This window comes from Adhaeribacter aerolatus, assembly GCF_007991635.1.
Classification (GTDB): domain Bacteria; phylum Bacteroidota; class Bacteroidia; order Cytophagales; family Hymenobacteraceae; genus Adhaeribacter; species Adhaeribacter aerolatus.
This window is the reverse complement of record NZ_BJYS01000047.1, coordinates 1-18,899: the sequence shown is the minus strand read 5'-3', so window position 1 is coordinate 18,899 and position 18,899 is coordinate 1. Positions and strand designations below refer to the sequence as shown.

At 45.7% G+C, this 18,899-nt stretch carries 13 protein-coding genes; 1 reads left to right on the top strand and 12 read right to left on the bottom strand.

Annotation, left to right across the window (positions count from 1 at the left end):
* Position 1: 1 nt before the first annotated feature.
* From AAE02nite_RS23265 to AAE02nite_RS23215, 11 genes are all read right to left on the bottom strand, one after another.
* A complete protein-coding gene (locus tag AAE02nite_RS23265; protein ID WP_146904111.1) occupies positions 2-2,392 on the bottom strand; it encodes an ABC transporter permease in 2,391 nt (796 codons plus the stop codon).
* A gap of 498 nt (positions 2,393-2,890) precedes the next feature.
* Positions 2,891-4,279, bottom strand: a complete 1,389-nt coding sequence (locus tag AAE02nite_RS23260; protein WP_146904108.1) for a sigma 54-interacting transcriptional regulator — start codon at positions 4,277-4,279, stop codon at positions 2,891-2,893.
* A gap of 306 nt (positions 4,280-4,585) precedes the next feature.
* A complete protein-coding gene (locus tag AAE02nite_RS23255) occupies positions 4,586-5,425 on the bottom strand; it encodes an amidohydrolase family protein (protein ID WP_146904105.1) in 840 nt (279 codons plus the stop codon).
* 188 nt (positions 5,426-5,613) lie between these two features.
* Positions 5,614-7,047, bottom strand: coding sequence for a dipeptidase (locus AAE02nite_RS23250; protein WP_146904101.1), 1,434 nt, complete (start codon positions 7,045-7,047; stop codon positions 5,614-5,616).
* A gap of 30 nt (positions 7,048-7,077) precedes the next feature.
* Entirely contained in the window at positions 7,078-8,208 is a 1,131-nt protein-coding gene (locus AAE02nite_RS23245; protein WP_146904098.1) for an APOBEC family cytidine deaminase, read from the bottom strand.
* Positions 8,126-9,247, bottom strand: coding sequence for a pyridoxal phosphate-dependent aminotransferase family protein (locus tag AAE02nite_RS23240; protein WP_146904095.1), 1,122 nt, complete (start codon positions 9,245-9,247; stop codon positions 8,126-8,128). Before AAE02nite_RS23240 ends, AAE02nite_RS23245 begins: the two co-directional genes overlap by 83 nt.
* Positions 9,240-11,375, bottom strand: a complete 2,136-nt coding sequence (locus tag AAE02nite_RS23235) for an 8-amino-7-oxononanoate synthase (protein ID WP_146904092.1) — start codon at positions 11,373-11,375, stop codon at positions 9,240-9,242. The genes AAE02nite_RS23240 and AAE02nite_RS23235 overlap by 8 nt, the downstream gene beginning before the upstream one ends.
* Before the next feature lie 14 nt (positions 11,376-11,389).
* Complete coding sequence (locus tag AAE02nite_RS23230) at positions 11,390-12,730, bottom strand: hypothetical protein (RefSeq protein WP_146904088.1); 1,341 nt, start codon at positions 12,728-12,730, stop codon at positions 11,390-11,392.
* Positions 12,730-13,500 (bottom strand): hypothetical protein, encoded by a 771-nt coding sequence (locus AAE02nite_RS23225; protein WP_146904085.1) that lies wholly within the window; start codon positions 13,498-13,500, stop codon positions 12,730-12,732. Before AAE02nite_RS23225 ends, AAE02nite_RS23230 begins: the two co-directional genes overlap by 1 nt.
* Positions 13,501-13,567: 67 nt before the next feature.
* Complete coding sequence (locus tag AAE02nite_RS23220; protein WP_146904082.1) at positions 13,568-14,437, bottom strand: hypothetical protein; 870 nt, start codon at positions 14,435-14,437, stop codon at positions 13,568-13,570.
* A gap of 425 nt (positions 14,438-14,862) precedes the next feature.
* A complete protein-coding gene (locus AAE02nite_RS23215) occupies positions 14,863-17,271 on the bottom strand; it encodes an ABC transporter permease (RefSeq protein ID WP_146904079.1) in 2,409 nt (802 codons plus the stop codon).
* 651 nt (positions 17,272-17,922) lie between these two features.
* On the opposite strand from AAE02nite_RS23215, the gene AAE02nite_RS23210 reads away from it, so the two are divergent.
* Positions 17,923-18,486, top strand: a complete 564-nt coding sequence (locus tag AAE02nite_RS23210) for a GAF domain-containing protein (protein WP_218033545.1) — start codon at positions 17,923-17,925, stop codon at positions 18,484-18,486.
* A gap of 31 nt (positions 18,487-18,517) precedes the next feature.
* Here AAE02nite_RS23210 and AAE02nite_RS23205 read toward each other — a convergent pair.
* On the bottom strand, positions 18,518-18,899 hold a 382-nt coding region (locus tag AAE02nite_RS23205; RefSeq protein WP_246151228.1), incomplete at its 5' end, for a VOC family protein.

The window sequence follows — 18,899 nt, the reverse complement described above, 5'->3', positions numbered from 1 at the left end:
ATCACTCTTCCCGCAAAGCGTTAACCGGATTGGCTACCGCTACTCTTACTGCCTGGAAACTGATGGTGATAATGGCAATAATTAAAGCCACCACGCCCGCCAGCACGAATATGGCTGCTCCCATATTAATGCGGTAACTAAAATTAGCCAACCATTGGTGCATAGCGTACCAGGCCAAGGGCCAGGCCAATAAATTAGCCAGCAACACCAGTTTTAGGAAATCCAGCGACAACAGCGAAACAATGCCGCCGGTAGAAGCGCCTAATATTTTCCGGATACCAATTTCTTTGCGGCGTTGCTCGGTGGTGTAAGAAGCCAACCCAAATAAACCCAAACAGGCAATAAATATGGCCAGGATAGAAAACACGGTAAATATTTGCGCTTGCTTTTGTTCGGTCCGGTAAAGCTTGGCAAATTCCTCGTCGAGGAAAGTATATTCGAAAGGATATTGCGGCGCGGTTTCGGCGTATACTTTGCTAATGGCAGCCAATGCTTCTTTGGGGTTGCCGGGCGCTAACCGGATGGCCGCTACCCGGTGGTCGTTGCGCATCATAATCACCATTGGTTCAATGGGGTCTTTCAGCGATGAGAAATGGTAATCCTGCACCACGCCTACCACTTTCCGGCGGTTATGAATATCGGTACCGAATCCCTGGTCTTCTATTTCTTTGCCAATGGCTTCGGTCGGCGTCCAGCCCAGGTGTTTCGCGGCACTTTCGTTCAGGATAATAGCCTTGGTAGAATCAGTGGGGAAAGCTTTTGAAATATTGCGGCCAGCTATTAGTTTAATACCCATGGTTGGTAAATAATCATAATCGGTGAAAACCGTCCGGAAGCTCCATTTTTCGTTTGGCTTTTCGGGAACATCAAACGAGAACCGGTCGTGGAAGCCGCCGGGCTCACCCGACATGACCGAAATATTTTTCACCCCAGCCAATTGTTTTACCCGGCTGATAAAAGTCTGCTCACGTTCACGAATTTCGCCATTACTCAGCGGCATTTTAATAACCTGCTCTTTGGTAAAACCCAGGTTCTTGTTTTGCATGTAATGCATCTGCCGGAAAATAACAGCCGTACCAATAATCAGAAAGATGGAGATACTAAACTGAAAAACCACCAGCGTTTTGCGCATTACCGGGTTACCGGCACCCGTGGTTAGCCGGCCCTTAAGCACTTTTACCGGCTGAAAAGCCGACAAAAAGAAAGCCGGATAACTGCCCGCCAGCAAGCCCACCAGCACCGCTACGCCCAGCAAAAACAAATACAGCCGCACGTCGGCAAACGGCACCGCCAGGTTTTTCTCCGCTAGGGCATTAAAATACGGCATTACCAGCGCAATCAAACCCACCGAAAGTACCACCGAAACAAAAGCCAGCAAGGTACTTTCGCTCAGGAACTGAGCAATCAGGTGCTTTTTATAAGCGCCCAGCACTTTGCGCACGCCCACTTCTTTGGCCCGGCCTACCGAACGTGCCGAAGCTAAATTCATGAAGTTAATGCAGGCAATTACCAGAATAAACAACGCAATGGCCGAAAACATATACACGTTGGTGCGGCTGCCGTGCTCAACGCCGTCGAAAATAGTACCGCCGGCTAAATAAATTTCGGGGAGTGGCTGTAGTTCCAGATTGGTTTTGCCGCCCCATTCTTTAAATTCCTTGCTCATGTATTTATCCATAAAAGCCGGGAATTTAGCCTCCAGCGCCGGTACCTGCGTTGCCGGCGGCAGCAGCACGTAGGTATACAAAGCATTGTTGCGCCAAACATAAAACCATTCTTGCTTTTCGGCAGCTTTAAGCGAAGCTACCATATCAAATTTCAGGTGCGAATTTTCGGGCACATTGGCCATTACGCCGGTTATTTTGCCGGTTTCGGTTTTATCTAACTGCACTAATTTACCAATGGGGTTTTCGGTGCCGAAATATTTCTTAGCTAATTCCTCGCTGATTACCAGGTCATCGGGTCCGGCCAAGGCGGTTTTGGCATCACCTTTTACCAACGGAAAACTGAACACCTGGAAAAAATTAGAATCGGCCAGCACAATTTGATTTTCCTGGAAAGATTTATTCCCGATGGTAACCAAGGTGTTGCCCGGCATTACCCGCACCGAAGCCTGAATATCTTCGGGGAAATCGGTAACCAACGCGCGTCCGTACGGACCGGAGGTGTAGGGGATTTTGCCTTCCTCGCCGTTCATGGCCGCTACCCGTAACACCCGGTAAACCCGGTCGCCTTTAGCGTGGAATTTATCGTAGCTCAGCTCGTTTTGCACGAACAGGAAAATAAGCAGACAGCACGAAATTCCCAGCGTAAGACCGGCCACATTAATTATAGTATAAAACTTCTGTTTCAGCAGATTCCGGAGGGCTATTTTAAAGTAGTTTTGGAACATAATCAGCAGCTTAATATTTTTCCTAACCAGGTAAAATTTTTTTAAGCCTCTGTAACTTATCTATCTATTCGGAATGAGAGGAAGAGGCCTACTGCTGAATCAATAATAAAAATGCCACAAATGCAATTATTTGATATACAATATTTTGTATGGTATTAGAAATAATTATACATTAAAATTGTTCGCTTTTGATACAATTCTTGTTCGCTTTTGCAACAGGTTCTGGAAGGTTTTTAACGGCAATAAATAATGAAGTTGTTTAGTCTTTTATAAATTTGATGAAACTGCTGTCTTTCCTGCGGAGGCACCAGTAAGTAAGTTGGCAGAAGGTTTAGAATTGGCGGCGATAACACCACCAATGGCGACCGCCTTAGTTTTTAGGAGAAATATTAAACAGCTTATTTATTAAGAAAGAACGGGTAATAAGCCGCTTAAAAATTTATTACCCGTTCAATATATTTTCGAAAAGAAAATTAAATATTTTGCTTTAAGTGTTTTTTAGCAAATTTTAAGATAGGGATTTATATAGATATCCGTTTTTTTGTGCATTTGTAAAATTCGTTCGCTGCAACCTAGTTTTTGAGCGGCCTGCTTCAGGTTACCATGTTCATCATCAATGGCTACTTCCTTGGCAATATTGGTTACAATTTCTTTTAAATCTTTCAGGCTCAGGCCGGCATAAATCATTCTTTTTACGGCTTGTGCCAATTCCTCTTTCCCGAAAAAAGATTCCCGATTCTGAAAATGCGGACGATCGGCTTCCGGAATGTCGCCTACGGTAAAAGGCCCTTCGCCAATGTGTTTGTTGGCAATACGACTGACCAGTTGCTGCAATTCCCGGACATTGCCCGGGTAATCGCGTGCGGATAAATATTGGTAAACTTCCGGCGCTACCGGCTGATTTTTTTTATGTACTTTCTTCAAAAAATAATCAACCAACAGCGGAATATCCTCTCGCCTTTCGCGCAAGGCTGGTAAATGACAGACCCAGCCGGATATCCGGTAAAATAAATCCTGCCGGAAATTTCCTATTTTTACTTCCTCGGCTAAATCGCGGTTAGTGGCGCTAATCAACCGGAAATGGGCTTTGCGCCACGTATTGCTGCCTACCCGTTTGTAGGTTCCTTCTTGTAAAACTCTTAATAATTCGGGTTGTAGAGCGGCGGGTAAATCGCCTAATTCATCTAAAAATAAGGTGCCGCCATTGGCTAAAGAAATGGCCCCATCGCGGGTACTGATGGCGTTCGTAAAAGCGCCCCGCTCGTGGCCAAATAATTCACTGCCCGATAAACTAGGTACGATGGTGGTGCAATCTACTACTACCAAATCCTGTTTATCTTTCCGGGTATCTAAATGGTGAATTTCTTTGGTTACGAGTTCTTTGCCGGTACCACTTTCGCCCAGGATAAGAATTGGACAATCGGTAGCAGCCATGTCGCTGATTTGCCGTAAGGCAGCCTGCCAAATATTACTTTTCCCAATTAGCTTGCTTTGCAAATATTGCAACTGTTTATCTGCCTTATCCCAATAACTTAGCCGGGCTGCTAAAACCTGAACCGGATTCTCGACGGAGTTCCACATAAAAACATCGGAAGCGCCGGCGCTCAATAATTGCCAGGAGAAGCCATTTGGTATGACATCCAGTGAAATTGCTATTAGCTGCTGCTCGCAAAAGGGGGCTTGTTCTAAAATTCCTTCTAATACCGCTGCTTTCTTAGCGTGGCTGTCAAAAAATATTATACCGGGGCTGGTAGCAGTTTCCTGAAAGTGCAAGGCCTGTATTTTAATTCCGGATTGCGCTATGGTATGGATTACTTCGGCAAGTAGGGATGAGGTTTGGCAAAAACTTTTAAACCAGAGTTCATCTTTCGCTAATTTGTTCAGCATAAAGAAAGAAGTTATGGTGGATATTACTATCGGGCAGCAATAGTAATTGCGCAGCTATTATATCAGAATCAAATTAAAATACATCGGCAACTAGGAATAACCTACATTGATGTATTGTGGGTGGGGTGTATAGGCGATTTTAACTCTTTTATAATGCAATAAAGTTAAAAGATTTTATCTGCTTTGCTATACTTATTTTTAAGTATTTCTACCCGGAAATAGGCTTTCGGACTTAATTTTCAACATTTTTAACAGAAAAATACTTAGTTAAATTAAGCAAACATTCGGCGTAGAGTAGTAAACTATCTATTTCGGAACAAAATTGCTATTCTGATTAAGAAGCCAGGGATCCCGGAATTCAGCGGTGAGCATACCAGCCGGCACCATTGAAGTTTTCGGAACGGTTAGGGGCTGGTTCTGCACATTGGCAATCAGGCGCAGAAAATTACCTGATAAAACCATTTGCTGCTCCCTGGCCGGTAAATGCAAGGCATATATTTTAGCTAGTTCTACTCCCGGGTGCAGCCAGGGTCCATCGGAGCCAAATAAAAATTTTCGGGCACCAGCTCTTTTAACTGCTAATTTTAAAACATCGAACCGGCGAATGCCCGAAGTATCGGTAAAAATATTGCTATGCCGCACCAGGTGGTCAATTAAAGCTAGCTGGGCTTTCCAGTCGTCGGCAAAACTACCCAAATGCGGAATAATAAAATTCACATCGGGGTATTGGGTGGCTAATAATTCTACTACCGATACTTCGCCCATTACATCGTACAAAACCGGCAACCGAAAACTCCGGGCGGCTTCGCAGATTTCGCGGGTAATGCGGGCATCGTAGCGGTGCACTTTTATGCCACAAAATTTGTACTGCTGCACCGCTGTTTTCACCATCTGGAATACCCGGCCGCGGTCCCGTTCCGGATGAATAAAAACATACCCGTAAAATTGCTTAGGCTGCCGGTTTACAATGCCCGCTACCTCTTTATTAGCCACGCTGTAATCCGAATGAAATGCCGCGAAAAGAACCGTTTTTTGAATACCCGCTTCGGTAGCCCAGTTTAGGTAATCGGCTAAGGGCGCGTCGGTATCCCAGGGGCCAGTTAAACCGTCTCCTTTTCCGGCGTGGCAATGGCTATCTATTATCATATCTAATTTTGTTTAAGGTTACGATCCTGCATTCGCCTTATAACTAGTGTTCAGTCAACCTAATTTGCTGGCTTTTTCTAGCGCGGATGTTACTTCCGTGCTCGGTTTGCTACTTAGGAAAGGCACGGAAGTAAATCCGCGCCATAGAGATAGGGATTAATACCCTGCATTATTGGTTTGACTAAACACTAGGTGAAGCTTGATGTTTTCTGTAGTTGCCGCGGAACCACGCTACCCGATAAATTCGCTTTTTGGCTTAATGCTGTCATAAACCAGATGCTGGTTTTAATGCCTTTTTTAAAATTTGGTAAATAAAACCGTTCGTTAGGCGCGTGAATCCGATCGGTGGGTAAGCCAAACCCGAGTAGAATGGTTGAAATATTCAGCTTCTCTTTAAATAAACTTACGGCCGGTATGGTGCCACCAATTCGCGTGAGTACTGGTTCTTTGCCAAAGACTTTCTGGAACGCTAGTTTACCAGCCTGCAATGCGGGATCCCGTATATTCAGTTCATAAGGTTTGGCGTGCAGGTGAGCGCGAATATTAACCGCCACACTGGGCGGCGCAATCTCCTGCATATATTTCCGGAATAATTTTTCGACAACATACGGGTCTTGGTTGGGCGCTATCCGAAAGTTTAGTTTGGCTCCGGCCTTTGCCGGAATAACTGATTTTACCCCAGTTCCTTGGTAGCCACCCACAATACCGTTTACACTCAAAGCCGGTCGAATGGTAGTCCGCTCGTATGCCGTAAAACCTTTTTCGCCCCAACCATTATAGGCTTGGGCGTCTTCCAATATTTTTTTATCCGTTGGTCCAAAGTGGCGCATATAATTTCTTTCGGCTGAGGTGTATGTTTTTACCTGATCATAAAATCCCGGTATGGTAATGCGGCCGTTTTGGTCATGGAGTTTGGCGATAATTTCAGATACAACTTGTAACGGATTATGAACGGCGCCACCAAAATTGCCGGAATGCAAATCTACAGCCTGGCTTTTTACTTCCAGTTCCACGCTCAAGCTGCCCCGTAAAGCGTAAGTAAGCGAAGGCTGTTCCGCAGAAAGCATGGCCATATCCGACAGCACCGCTACATTGGCCTTTAATAAATTCTGATGCGTTTGAATAAAATTTGCTAAACTGGGGCTGCCCATTTCTTCTTCTCCATCGAACAGACATTTAATATTTACCGGCAACTGCTTATAGGTTTTCAGAAATGCTTCCAGAGCTTTCACATTTGCAAACAATTGGCCTTTATCATCGGATGCACCCCGCCCGTAAATATAATCGCCCTGCACAAATGGTTTAAAAGGCGGAAATGACCACTCCGCAACAGGTTCAACGGGTTGCACATCGTAATGCCCGTAAATGAGCAAAGTTGGTTTGCCCGGCTGCTTTAGCCATTCTCCGTAAACAATAGGGTGCCTGGGCGTAGAGAATATTTTTACCTGTTGTAAGCCAATATATTCTAAATGTTTGGCCAACCAGTTAGCGCAGGCTGCTGTTTCTTTTTTGTACTGGTCATCTGTACCAATGCTGGGGAACCGAACAAAATCCTGCAGTTCTTCCACAAAATTTGGGAATTGCTTTTCAGCATAAGAAAGTACCACCTGTACCGAAGCCATGTTTACCGAATTTTAATATTTACTAAGCACCTAAGGAACCGGGTAATAATGCCAGTTACCTTTTTGGTCGATAATCGCTTTTAAGCGGTTAACCGGCTTCCCATACGACCACCCTGTCGGAAATTTAAAGGTGCGAACTGCTTCGTAACCCCCATCCGGCCGCGGACGGTAGTTGCCCTGGTCAATTATTCCCTGAAAAAGCTGCTTCACCCGCGTATAATTATGTGGGCTGGCAAAAACCCGCGACAGCATACTGGCCGGTTTTGAACTGTTTGTCATAAGCCGTTCTGCTCTTCTGTTAACCGCCTGCAGTTTATTTGAATGCACGCGTTTATCCAGTATATAAGTATGCTGTTGTTGCTTGGCTAGTTTTAAATTTTTCAATTGAGGCTTTATTTCGGCCAGTAACTCCGATTGGGTAGGCGATACTGCCACGATACCGCATTGCTTTAGTTTCTGAAAATTAGCCGTACTATCGGTGCCTTTGTTATAGTTTTTCTTCCAGGTTATTTTAATTTTACTGCCTAAGTTATACCTCCGGGCAAAAGCACATAAATCGTAAGTACAATTACCGCAAGGGCTATTGTTAATAAATATTTGAATAGCCCTGATTCGATTTAAAAACTGCGGATACTGCTTCAGGTGCGCTTTTATCCAATTTAAAAATTGCGTTTCCGCGTGCGTTTCGTTGCCACCATATCGGCTTAAGCTCATACTGCCTACATTCCAGGTAAGTAAATGAATCATATTTTTACCAGCTTCGGGTAAAAACAGAACGCCGCCATTCCCCCTTTCGCCTCTGCTGGGTAAGGAAATATACTGCCGTTTACCTCTGATTTGGATAGGTATGCGGGCACCGCCAAGCCCACCAATGCCGCTGGTAATATGCGGTGTTTTGCCCAAGATGGTGGTTTGGATAGTAAAGGCCGGTAATCGGTCGTTGAGTAAAATTACTACCCGGGCTTGGGTTACCGGCGTACCTCCTTTATTTCTGGCAGCGTAAGGGGCAATACCAGCTTTACCCGGAAATTTAACTTCCGGCAGCACCAAATTTTCAGTAGACGTTAAGGCCGGCTGCCTACATGAACAGCCCGGACGGCATACGTGTGAATGGTTGTACATGGCTTTGTAGATTTCTTTCACATTTTCGGTTAGCCTCATTGATGCAGGCGGCAGTCCTCCTAATTTGTTCCGGCGTATGTAAGGCCGTTAGGCAAAAACTAATTTCCGGCTTCTTGCCTAAGTGCGGCTCTAATAGTAAAGCCCTGATATTTAGGCTAAGTAATTGTTGATATAGGGTATATGGGTTAGTGCTAACGGGCAGCTTTAGGGTCTGAACTGGGAAAAAACTTCCTTGCGTAGCGATACCAAACCTTGCTAAACTTTCCCGGAACAGCTTTACATTTTTAAACAGCTTCAACCGGAGCAAATTGCCTCGTTTTTTATTTACAGCTAAAGCCAGGCACGCAGCCTGGACATGCGCCGCCGAAACCGGACTGCTGTGCACCCTGGTTTCGCTTTCATTTTTGAATTTCTCTATCTGCTGCCGGCTGCCACTTAAAACCGATAGGGGTACGCCCAATCCTTTGGCTAAAGAACAAATTGTTATAATATCTTCTCCCTTAATATTATACCACAGCAGCAATCCGCCGCCGCCTTTTCCGCCAGGCAACGCTTGCTTTGGTTCAGCGCCCAGTACACCCAATGCCTGCGTATCATCTATTAAAAGCAGCCCTTTATATTTCCGGGTTAAGCTTAAATAATCAGGTAAAGGTGCCGGTTTACCACAGTGCGGACACCAGCCATCGGTAACTACCAAAAGAGAAGCTTTTTTGGGTACATACTGCCGGAGTTTTAACGTTAAATCTTCTAGGTTCTGGTGTTTAAAGTTAATTACCCTGGCTCCGCGGGCAACAGCCCTTTCCAGACCCCATCTGGCTACCGCGTATAATTTATCATCGGCCAGAATAATGGTATTTTCTCCGGCTTGCCCAAAAATATCCCAGAACAAATGCAAGGAGGAAGGGGAGATTACGCCCCTTTCCAGTCCTTGCATTTTTGCTACCTGGTCGGCCACCCACTGATTTATAAATGGTTCTTTTAAGGCGGCCGGTACCCCGGTAGTTAACTGCTGCCAGGGTGGTACCTGACTCGCCGGGTTACAGAAACCCAGGTATAGTGCTGATGTGAAATCATCCATTCAACTTTTTTTGAATTACCGGCTGGATAGAAGGGAATTGCACATTTTGCGGCAAAGCGGGTCTGAGACCGTTACCCTGCAACGCATTTTGCTGCCTTGTTTTCTGCACCGCAGCCTGTTTCTGAATCAGGAAGGCTGGCTGGATATAACGGTCTTCGGAGTTACTAAGCTGCACCCGGGCATCTGTCACATCGGCACCAAGATCTACGCCGGTAACGGCATTGTAGGCATGGGCATACCGCTGTACCTCGTTGCGCCAGTAATGCGCCCAGTTAGCCGCATTTTGGGCACCTACACTGGTGGTGGAGTTCCAACTGCCAAACCTAATGGATAATAGAAGTTGCTCGCCAAAAACAGCCAAATCATGAAAATGCGTCACATTGGGTACATCCCAATTTTGCAGCTGCTTCATAATATCCACTTTATCCATCCAGGCTTCGGTATAGGGTACCATTATCCGGCCACCAATAAATTCCCGCATTTCGGGCCGGGAGAGCAGCCACTGTTGCGAAAGCATCTCCACGCGCGAGGTCCAGGCCAAATCGCCGTACTGGTTGTGGGCGCCTTCGGCTAATAATAAATGTACCTCCCGCAGGTGATTTAATAAGGGGAAGCCATCTGGTATAACCGTTGTAAAGTTGGCCTGGTTGTAAAAATCAAGCGTAGCTTTTAACAGGTTGTGGAAGGCCCGGATAAAATAGGTACGGTGTTCGGCTACGGCAACTTGCGAAACAGCGGTACCAATCAATGAAATACCATATTCGTACTGATATTCCAGGTTGCGCCGGGTGATGCTTAAGCGGTTTCGTTCGTCTTCTATGTAACCCCACATAAGGTTGTTCAGTGGCCGCAACGGATCCAGGTTAAAATTAGCCAAAGGATCCCGAACACTATTGCTGCGAACATTCTGAAACCGACGACTAATAGCGTTCATGGTTTGCACCAAACCCGCTTCCTCGTGCCAATACGACCATAATAATTCAATCATGCAAGGGCCCAGGAGTTTTGATTTTTGAATGCCATAACACGCTTCGGGTATTCGGAAGCCCTCCGGAGCCTGAATTACGGTTGGGAAGAACACACCATCATTTTGAGCATACAAAATGATATCTGGTAACTCGTGGGGTTCCTTCAGCGGAACTTCTTGTAATTTCTGCCGGATTAAATTAAAATAGGGCAGTGCATAGCCGCCTTCTCCATTGAGCCCTTCTAAATATTTGTTTCTTAGTTCAGACACATCAATTACAGAGCGGGCGGTGCGGCCAAATTCTTCTTCAATATTTCTTTCAGTAGTTAAGAAGCTATTAAAAAGGTCCCAGTTAATATCGGTATCATTTTCGTACAAGCCATTGGGTACCAATCCGCACTCCTGCATGAGGTAATACTCCGTTGCGTATTTTAACAAGCTATAAGATGCCGCATTATGGAAAGGCAGGCGGTTGGCAAAAGCGTTTTTCTGTAAAGCCGTTGGTCTGTTGGTATTTCCCCGGTAAACCACATCGTCGCACATTACGCTTTCCATGTAGTTTTTATACTTATTAAAATCAATTGTACGGTTCCGGATTAGCATCCACAGCAGTTGGTCCGGTGAGTCAATACGCTTGGCTTCGGTCATGGTAACCTTTACGGGTTCTGCATTCACCGGCGTAGTAGAACCACTGGCTACCTTAAACCGGATCGGACCGGCAATTTCGTCTCTTTTAACAATCTGACCATCTTTGTTTGGAATACTGAAAGTGGCAGTTGTCTCGTAAATTCCGGCAACTATTCGTGGAAAAATACTTGGATTGGATAACTGCCATACTATTTCAACGGCGTTGGTGTCACTATCAATTTCAGCTGACCCCGTAGAATCTTTTGGATTGATAGATTTAAAAGAAATTATGCTGCCTGCCTTTCCAGTATTTGAAGAGCTTTCTAAAGTGTCTTTCGATAAGAAATTTACCAGTTTTAATACCGGCAAATGCGCGTAACTTCCTATTGACCCGGGGTTTCCTGAGCTGTTTTCCGCCAGGTAACTAAAGTCAATATTTTCATCCCTTTTACTTTTTTCCAGGACGAGTGAAATAAATACATCATCCCCGACGGCTATTTCTTCCGGAAAGATGACATTTAAGTCTTTTTGCATGATAACCTCCTAAATTATATGAGTTGAAGTTGTTTTTTTGAATAGTGGAGTTCTCCCTGCTGCACAGCTTCTACCATATTCCGTTTACCGGTTATACAGTAATGCTGTGCGCGCAGTAATGCCCAGCGGGTGAGCATGTGTTGTAAAACCCGGCTTTCTTCGCCGGCCGTAATGCTTCTGTCGGATTTAGCCTGTCCCAGTACCGCAAATACCAGGGTTGGTGCCGCCGATTCTATTAATTGGGGCGAATGTCGCCAGCGTTGGTAGAGTTCCTGTAGCCGGGCCGGCTGCCGTTCCTTGTAGGGGAAAATATCTTTCAGCAATTTTCCTTTTAAAGATGCCGGCTTATGATTGATTAATAAGTTGGCAAATTCTGGCAGTACTTTTTCAAGTGAATTAATTATCTGTAGTTTACCGGGTTCCAACCCTTTGGTGGGGTAGAAAGATTCCCATTGCTTTTCGAGGTATTGCCACTGCGGGTGCGGGTACAAGGCTTTGCCGAAAGCGATACTGATTTTTACCCGTATCCAGGGAAAAGGGTGAGGCCCGTCTGTGCCTATCCGGAAAACGAAATAACTGGGTAAACCCACTACACCTATTAACCCGGTGGTAGCGCCAATGCCAATGTGGGCCATGGCCCAGAAGTCCGAGAGTATTTCGGAAATCCACCGGCTGAGTAATTGCCAGGCCAGCACGTCCTGCCCTTGCTTTACTTTCAGGTTAATGGCGCCTCTTACCGAGTCAATCAGGTTAAGTAAATCCGAGCCCTGGTGGCCTACTTCGTGGATGAGTGATGAAGCAATACCACTGCCTACCAGCCGTTCGCGGGGTACCTGAATCACGCCCACCGGGTTAGAGTCGCCGCCCGGCAACCGGGTGCGGGCCCGCCTTATGGCAGCGCCGTGGCCCCTATCGAGGAAACACACCAAAGGGGGCGGATGATAGTAACCACCGGGCAGAGCCAGCGCATCCATGGCCATTACATCTAAACCAGCCAGCCAGACCCCGGTACTATGTTCGCCGCGCTGCGATAAAACATCCGCGAAAATATCCAGTTGGTCGAGCAGGTTATTGAAGCGTAATTTAAGTAAGGAATACCGGGTTTGGGCTTCGGCCGCCGTTGCTTGCTGACTGGTCGGGCTTTTTAACCACGATATAAATCCGTTTACTTTTTGCTTTACCTCCAGGCTTACCTTGTTTATTAATTCGTTAATGGCATTCTGGGCTTCGGCCGAAATAGCCGCGGCCCGCACCATGGGCGTATTCAAGGCAAATGGTTTTACCATGTCGAGCCGGGTTAATAAAGCAATCGCCTCATTCTCCAGAAACTGGTTATCGGCAACAGACCTGGCCATTATGCTTCGTATAAAATTAAGGTTTTGCCTCTTCTGACCCAACTGCCCCGGTTAGCTTTTAAAGGACTGCCATTACCATTTTGTCGTCCAGCTCCCATCATGCCCATGCCGTTTTGCCGGCCGCCCATAGCTGCATTCTTAGCTAAAAGGCCGGGTGCATATTTAGTAGCCGATTGCTTCAGCGTTTCTCTGGCAATCTGGCTGGGCTGCGCATTCGGGTTGCTGCGGGCAATAGAGGCACCTCTGCGCATGGCATCACTCGCAAACCGAACATAGGCCCGGGCTATCTCAAACTCCCGATCTTCCGGACTAAGGCCTTCCAGCTCCAGTTCGAATAATTTGGAAGCCATCGTTCCTAACGACCGGCCGGCCATGGCCCCTAGTGGTCCGCCTATGGCGCCGCCTAACGCACCGGCAGCCCAGGGCAGTGCTTTCTTGGCTATCCCTTTCAAGGCCCCACCTATCATTTTGCCGGCCGAAGACTTAGCGAATCTGCCGACGGCCCGGCCTATCTTGCCAAAGAAATAATTCAGTTCCTGCTCGTTGCTAATACTCAGCAATTCATTGGCTAACTCCAGTTCCTGGCTTTCATTCAGTTCGCCCTGGTATTCGTTTTCGCCCTGGTATTCATTTTCTCCCTGAAATTCGTTTAAGAATTCCTGGTTAAATTCCTGGCCAAATTCATTTCCGTATTCCTGACCAAATTCTTGTCCGAATTCGTTTCCGAACTCCAGTTCGTTACCAAATTCTAATTCTCTGTTGTCGTACATGATGGTTAAATTTTAGAAGTGAATAATACATTTGGTTAAATGATAAAGAGATTCTGGTCTGATTCCCTTATTGATACTCATACAGAATTATTGATTTCCCTCTCCTTTCCCAGGTTCCTCTCCGGCGCAGCCCTACTATACTGGCGGCCCCATCTCCGCCGCTGATGAGGCCTGGTGCATACAGTTGCGCCGCCTGCGGAATTATTTGGCGGGAAAGATTTGATAAGCGAACCCTGGGGTTGTTTCTGGCAGCCGCGCTGGCTCTCCGGGCTATTTCTGAGGCAAACTGCACATACGACCGGGCTATTTCGTATTCCCGGTCTTCGGGGCTCAAACCTTCAAACTCCAGGTTAAAAACCCGTTGGGCTTTAGAGGCTACCCAGTTGCCGGCTTTATTGCCCAGCCAGGCCCCACCTTGTTTGCCCAGGTAAGCACCGCCTTGTTTTAAGCCGCCGCTTAGCGCCTGGCCTACAATACCCCCACCAAAGCGGTTGGTAAAGGCTTTCCCAGCACGTGCACCTAAAGCACCACCGGCTTGGCCGCCCAGGTTGGCGGCTACCTGCGGCAAGGTGTTCTTGCCAAAATTTACCAGAAACCGGCCTACACTTTGCCCCGTCGGCGACTGCACAAAACCCGAAGCCGCTTTAGCCAGCAGGTTGCCCACAAACTGGTTTAATTCCTGTTCGTTTGTAACGGTCAGCAGTTCGTTGGTCAGTTCCATCTCCAGGTTACCGGCCAATTCACCGGTGTATTCATTTTCCAGCTCGGGGCTGAACTCCTGGCCTAACTCTTGGATAAACTCCTGCCCGAATTCGTAACCTGTTTCCTGACCAAATTCATAGCCAGCCTCCTGCTCAAACTCGTTTCCGAATTCCTGATTAAACTCAAGCTCATTCCCAAACTCTTGTTCTCTTAAGGTGCGATCAATGTCATGCATATCCGTAGGTTTAACTAAATGAAAATTTTTGTCCAATTAATTATTTGCCAAGTACTATGCCAGGACTAAAAACTGCGAATGCAGCGAATTGAGCGGGGTGCGACTGAAACGTATTTCGTTTGGGAGGAAAAATGGCTTGAATAAGCGAAATGCATTTCGGTGTTTTTTATAAGAAAACCATAGCCAGTCGGCTTGCTTCGCTTCTTTAAAGCAGCGAGAGATAGAAAATCTTAATTTTATTTATTTGGCCTAATCAGAAGAGGTGAAAAATAATTAGGCTTAATGGTGAGATTTAAGCTGACCAAACTGAGAGACGAATAGCTTGTAATTAAAAAGGGGAATAAATCTACCACGGATTTACTACCCTTTTCGGTAAATAATCTTTTGCTTAATTTTAATAGCTGAACTCCTAATTCAGTTACAACTTACTCATTCTTCAGGGCCTTAACCGGATTGGCCAAACCAGCTTTTACTGCCTGAAAACTTATGGTTACCAAAGCAATAATTAAAGCGCCTAAACCGGCCACGGCAAACATCCACCAACCAATGGGTGTGCGGTATTCAAAATCCTGGAGCCAATTATTCATGGCCCACCACGCCAGCGGCCAGGCAATAATATTAGCCAATATTACCAATTTTAAGAAATCTTTCGAAAGCAAGGCCACAATATTGGTAAGCGAGGCGCCCAACACTTTGCGGATGCCAATTTCTTTTGTTTTCTGCACGGCCACAAACGATACCAGTCCATACAAGCCCAGGCACCCGATGAAAATGGCAACGCCGGCAAACAACTGGAACAACGTGGCCATCTTTGCTTCTTCTTCGTAAAATTCGGCTATCCGTTCGTCCAGAAAAGTAGCTTCGTAAACGTAGTCCGGGAAAGTTGCCGACCAGATATTTTTTACAGCTGCCTGGGTTTCTTTTAGGTTATGGCCCGTTACTTTCAGGGCAACCTGCCGGAAGCTGCTTTTCTGGCTAACCATACCAATAGGTACAATTTTCTGGCGCAACGAGGCCTGGTGGAAATTTTGCACCACCCCTACTACCGGGTATTTTCGGCCCGAAATACTTATAGTTTTACCAATAGCTTCCTCCGGATTTTTAATACCGGTTTTTTCGAGTAACATTTGGTTTATTACCACTCCCCGGGCCGTATCGCTGGCCGCATAAGGCCGACCGGCCAGAAACCGCAAGGCAAACGTATCGAAGTATGTAGCATCGGCCGCCTTCATGCTCAGGGGAAAATCTTCGTCCTCGGCCATATTCGTGAACCGGAAATTTGTCATGGAAGAATTACCCGAAGCAGGGGCATCCGAATGAAAACTTATTTTTTCTACGCCTGGTAAAGCGGCAAACTGATTGCGTAGAGTTTCAATTTTGCTAACGGCTAAACTATCATCCGGAATTTCGGTCAGCAAAATGGCTTTTTGGTTAAAACCCAGGTCTTTGGTTTGAATAAAATCCATTTGAGAGACCGCAATAAGGGTGGCAATAATTAAAACCTGCGAAACGGAGAATTGCAGTACCACCAAAGCTTTGCGCAACGAAACCCCGCCAATGGTTTGGATGGTCATTTTGCTTTTCAGCGCTTGTATGGGCTGAAAACCCGATAACACCAAAGCTGGGTAGAGGCCAGATAATAAGGTAACGACCACTATTAGCCCCAATAAGAAAAGCCACAGGTAAGCATTGTCGGTTATCGTATAATTTTCGGGCAGGTTAGAAACCGGCTGCAAAACCGGCAACATAAACTGTACTAACACGGCGGCTAACAGTACAGCCAGAAGCACAATCAGGAAAGTTTCGCCTAAGAACTGCCACGCCAACTGGTTACGGTTGCTACCCAACACTTTACGTACGCCCGCTTCTTTGGCGCGCCCCAAAGCCTGAGCGGTAGCTAAATTCACGAAATTAACACAGGCAATTACCAATATAAACAGGCCTATTAATACCAAGGCCAGAATGGTGTCTTTGCTAATGCTGCGGAACGAAGGCGGCGGATAATTAGGATTAAAGTGCAGATCATGGAGCGGCTGTAAAAGATAAGTATGGTTTTTATCCTCGGGCTGGTGTTTCTTTAAAAAATTTACCAGGGAAGCATTGAAAGCTTTTTCGCTGGTGTTGGCGGGCAACAAGAGATAACACTGCGAATCGCTCCAGACACTACGCCAGTTCGTAAATTCCCCGGCATCGATTAAGCTTCTGATAGTGGCATACGATACAATTACTTCCTTTTTTAAATCGTTATGCTCGGGTAAATCTTCCAGAATACCGGTTACCTGCAACAAGGCTTCATTATCGAGTTTCAGGAATTTACCATTAGCAATTTGCCAGTTGCCAAAATATTTTTCGGCTAGGCGCCGGCTTAAAACCACGGCATTGGGTTTATTCAGGGCCTGGGCAGCCTCACCGGACAACCATTTATAATCAAATATTCCGAAATATTCGGGGCCGGCAAATGCAACGGTTATTTCTTCTCTAAACTTTTTAACTGCTTTGCCATTGGGGTCGAGTACCGAAATCTGGTTGTTGTTCCCGTTAAAAACCATAGCCACTTTCTCCAGTTCGGGGTAATCGGTTTGCAAAGCTTTGCCAAACGGAAAAGGTACGCCGGTTTGGTAATCTTTGCCGGCTGCGTGCTTAAACTCATTTACCACCCGGTAAATACGGTCGCGTTTAGCATGCTGGGTATCAAAACTCAGTTCAAACGAAACTACCAGGAATATAACCAAGGCGGCCGCAATACCCACGGCTAAACCAATAATATTCAGGACCGAAAAGGCTTTATGCCGCAACAAGTTGCGAATAGCTATTTTAAGATAGTTTTGGAGCATAACAGAAAATTTAATGTTTTCGGCTGTAAATTCCTGCTTTTAAAAATACACCGCTTCCAGTAATATTTTAAGCAGAAATTATTTTTCAATCATTTCACTATTATAATTATGCCACAAGCGTAAGTATTTATTAGCAAAAGTTTTATTGGTTGTATAATCAACTATAATTGTTCGGTTATGATACAAAATATTGTCCGGTTCTGTAACAAAAATTGCCGCCGCTTTCCGGTAAAGTGTTCAACGCCGAACCCAGTTTATTTTGGTAAAATGTATTCGTTTTTTACCGCTGAAGTATTATTGGACTATTTCGGAATTATAATGGGAGCGCATACAAGGGATTGGCTGCCGCAGAAATAAGAATAAAGCAGAATACAATAATCGGCTATTACTAAATAGCAGGGCAAAGCAAAATCTGGTAGCCAATAAAGCCGGTCCCGGCGGGTAATGCTTTTACTTTGCTATTGCGATTTTAACCTTTATCAGCCGGGAACAAGGCGAAAGTCGGGCGTACCTCTCTCCAACTTTTCTGAAACCAAGCAAAAAATGGGACCAGATGACTAAAATTGCTGAATAAATATGCATTTTAACTGTATTAATTATCTTAATTTAATATTTGTATTTATATTACTACTTAGAATAAAATTAAAAGGCGTGTATAAGACAGAAGACAACGCTACTTTAACAACAGCAGGGGAGAGTGAACAAAACCGGTTGCAAGCGCTGCTGGCTTATAAAATTTTAGATACGCCCGCCGAGCGGGAGTTTGATGACCTGGCCGCCTTAGCAGCCTATATTTGCGATACGCCGATTGCGCTTATTACTTTGCTTACCGAGGACCGGCAATGGTTTAAAGCCCGGATTGGGATATCAGCGCCAGAAACTCCCCGTTGCCATTCCTTTTGCCAGTATGCCATCGAAAAAGCAGATATTCTGGAAATACCCGATGCACTACAGGATATTCGTTTTTTCCAGAATCCTTTTGTACTCGGCGAACCTAATATCCGGTTTTATGCCGGCTCGCCGCTGGTAAACGCCGATGGTTATAAACTAGGCACTTTGTGCGTAATCGATAAATTTCCACGCGAATTAAGCGAATCGCAAAAAATGGCGCTGGGGTCACTCGCCAACCAGGTAGTGGCCCACCTGGAGCTGCGATTGAAAATCAGGCAACTGGAAGCGGAAAATAGTAATTTACAGGCGCAGGTTAAAAATTAAGAGTCCAAAGGTTATGACTCCCCGTAGGTAATTATGCTCTTGGGGGCTCCACAATCCACCAGTCGTTGTTAAATGCATCTTTAAAGCCAGCCGTAAACCCGTATTCCTGCGTTTGGGGTTCCATTAAACTGGTAGCGCCCTGCGCCAGTGCTTTTGCATAAATTTCCGGTACCTGCTCTACATAAATATACATACCCGCCGGTTTCTCCTGCCACTGCTCCGTCGCATCGGCAAACATAATAACGGCATCGCCAATTCGTAACTCGCCGTGCCTGATTTTATTATTATCGGCTGGTAATAGTAATTGTTCCGTGGCATTAAAAACAGTTTTCATAAACTGCAGAAATGCACTTGCCTCATTCAGAATTAAGTAAGGCATTAGGGGCAAATATTGGGTCGGAATATTCATGTAA

What these genes read in the sequence shown, in the direction of transcription:
- AAE02nite_RS23265 (WP_146904111.1), bottom strand. Translation starts at nt 2,392, where the DNA reads ATGTTCCAAAACTACTTTAAAATAGCCCTCCGGAATCTGCTGAAACAG.
- AAE02nite_RS23260 (WP_146904108.1), bottom strand. Translation starts at nt 4,279, where the DNA reads ATGCTGAACAAATTAGCGAAAGATGAACTCTGGTTTAAAAGTTTTTGC.
- AAE02nite_RS23255 (WP_146904105.1), bottom strand. Translation starts at nt 5,425, where the DNA reads ATGATAATAGATAGCCATTGCCACGCCGGAAAAGGAGACGGTTTAACT.
- AAE02nite_RS23250 (WP_146904101.1), bottom strand. Translation starts at nt 7,047, where the DNA reads ATGGCTTCGGTACAGGTGGTACTTTCTTATGCTGAAAAGCAATTCCCA.
- AAE02nite_RS23245 (WP_146904098.1), bottom strand. Translation starts at nt 8,208, where the DNA reads ATGAGGCTAACCGAAAATGTGAAAGAAATCTACAAAGCCATGTACAAC.
- AAE02nite_RS23240 (WP_146904095.1), bottom strand. Translation starts at nt 9,247, where the DNA reads ATGGATGATTTCACATCAGCACTATACCTGGGTTTCTGTAACCCGGCG.
- AAE02nite_RS23235 (WP_146904092.1), bottom strand. Translation starts at nt 11,375, where the DNA reads ATGCAAAAAGACTTAAATGTCATCTTTCCGGAAGAAATAGCCGTCGGG.
- AAE02nite_RS23230 (WP_146904088.1), bottom strand. Translation starts at nt 12,730, where the DNA reads ATGGCCAGGTCTGTTGCCGATAACCAGTTTCTGGAGAATGAGGCGATT.
- AAE02nite_RS23225 (WP_146904085.1), bottom strand. Translation starts at nt 13,500, where the DNA reads ATGTACGACAACAGAGAATTAGAATTTGGTAACGAACTGGAGTTCGGA.
- AAE02nite_RS23220 (WP_146904082.1), bottom strand. Translation starts at nt 14,437, where the DNA reads ATGCATGACATTGATCGCACCTTAAGAGAACAAGAGTTTGGGAATGAG.
- AAE02nite_RS23215 (WP_146904079.1), bottom strand. Translation starts at nt 17,271, where the DNA reads ATGCTCCAAAACTATCTTAAAATAGCTATTCGCAACTTGTTGCGGCAT.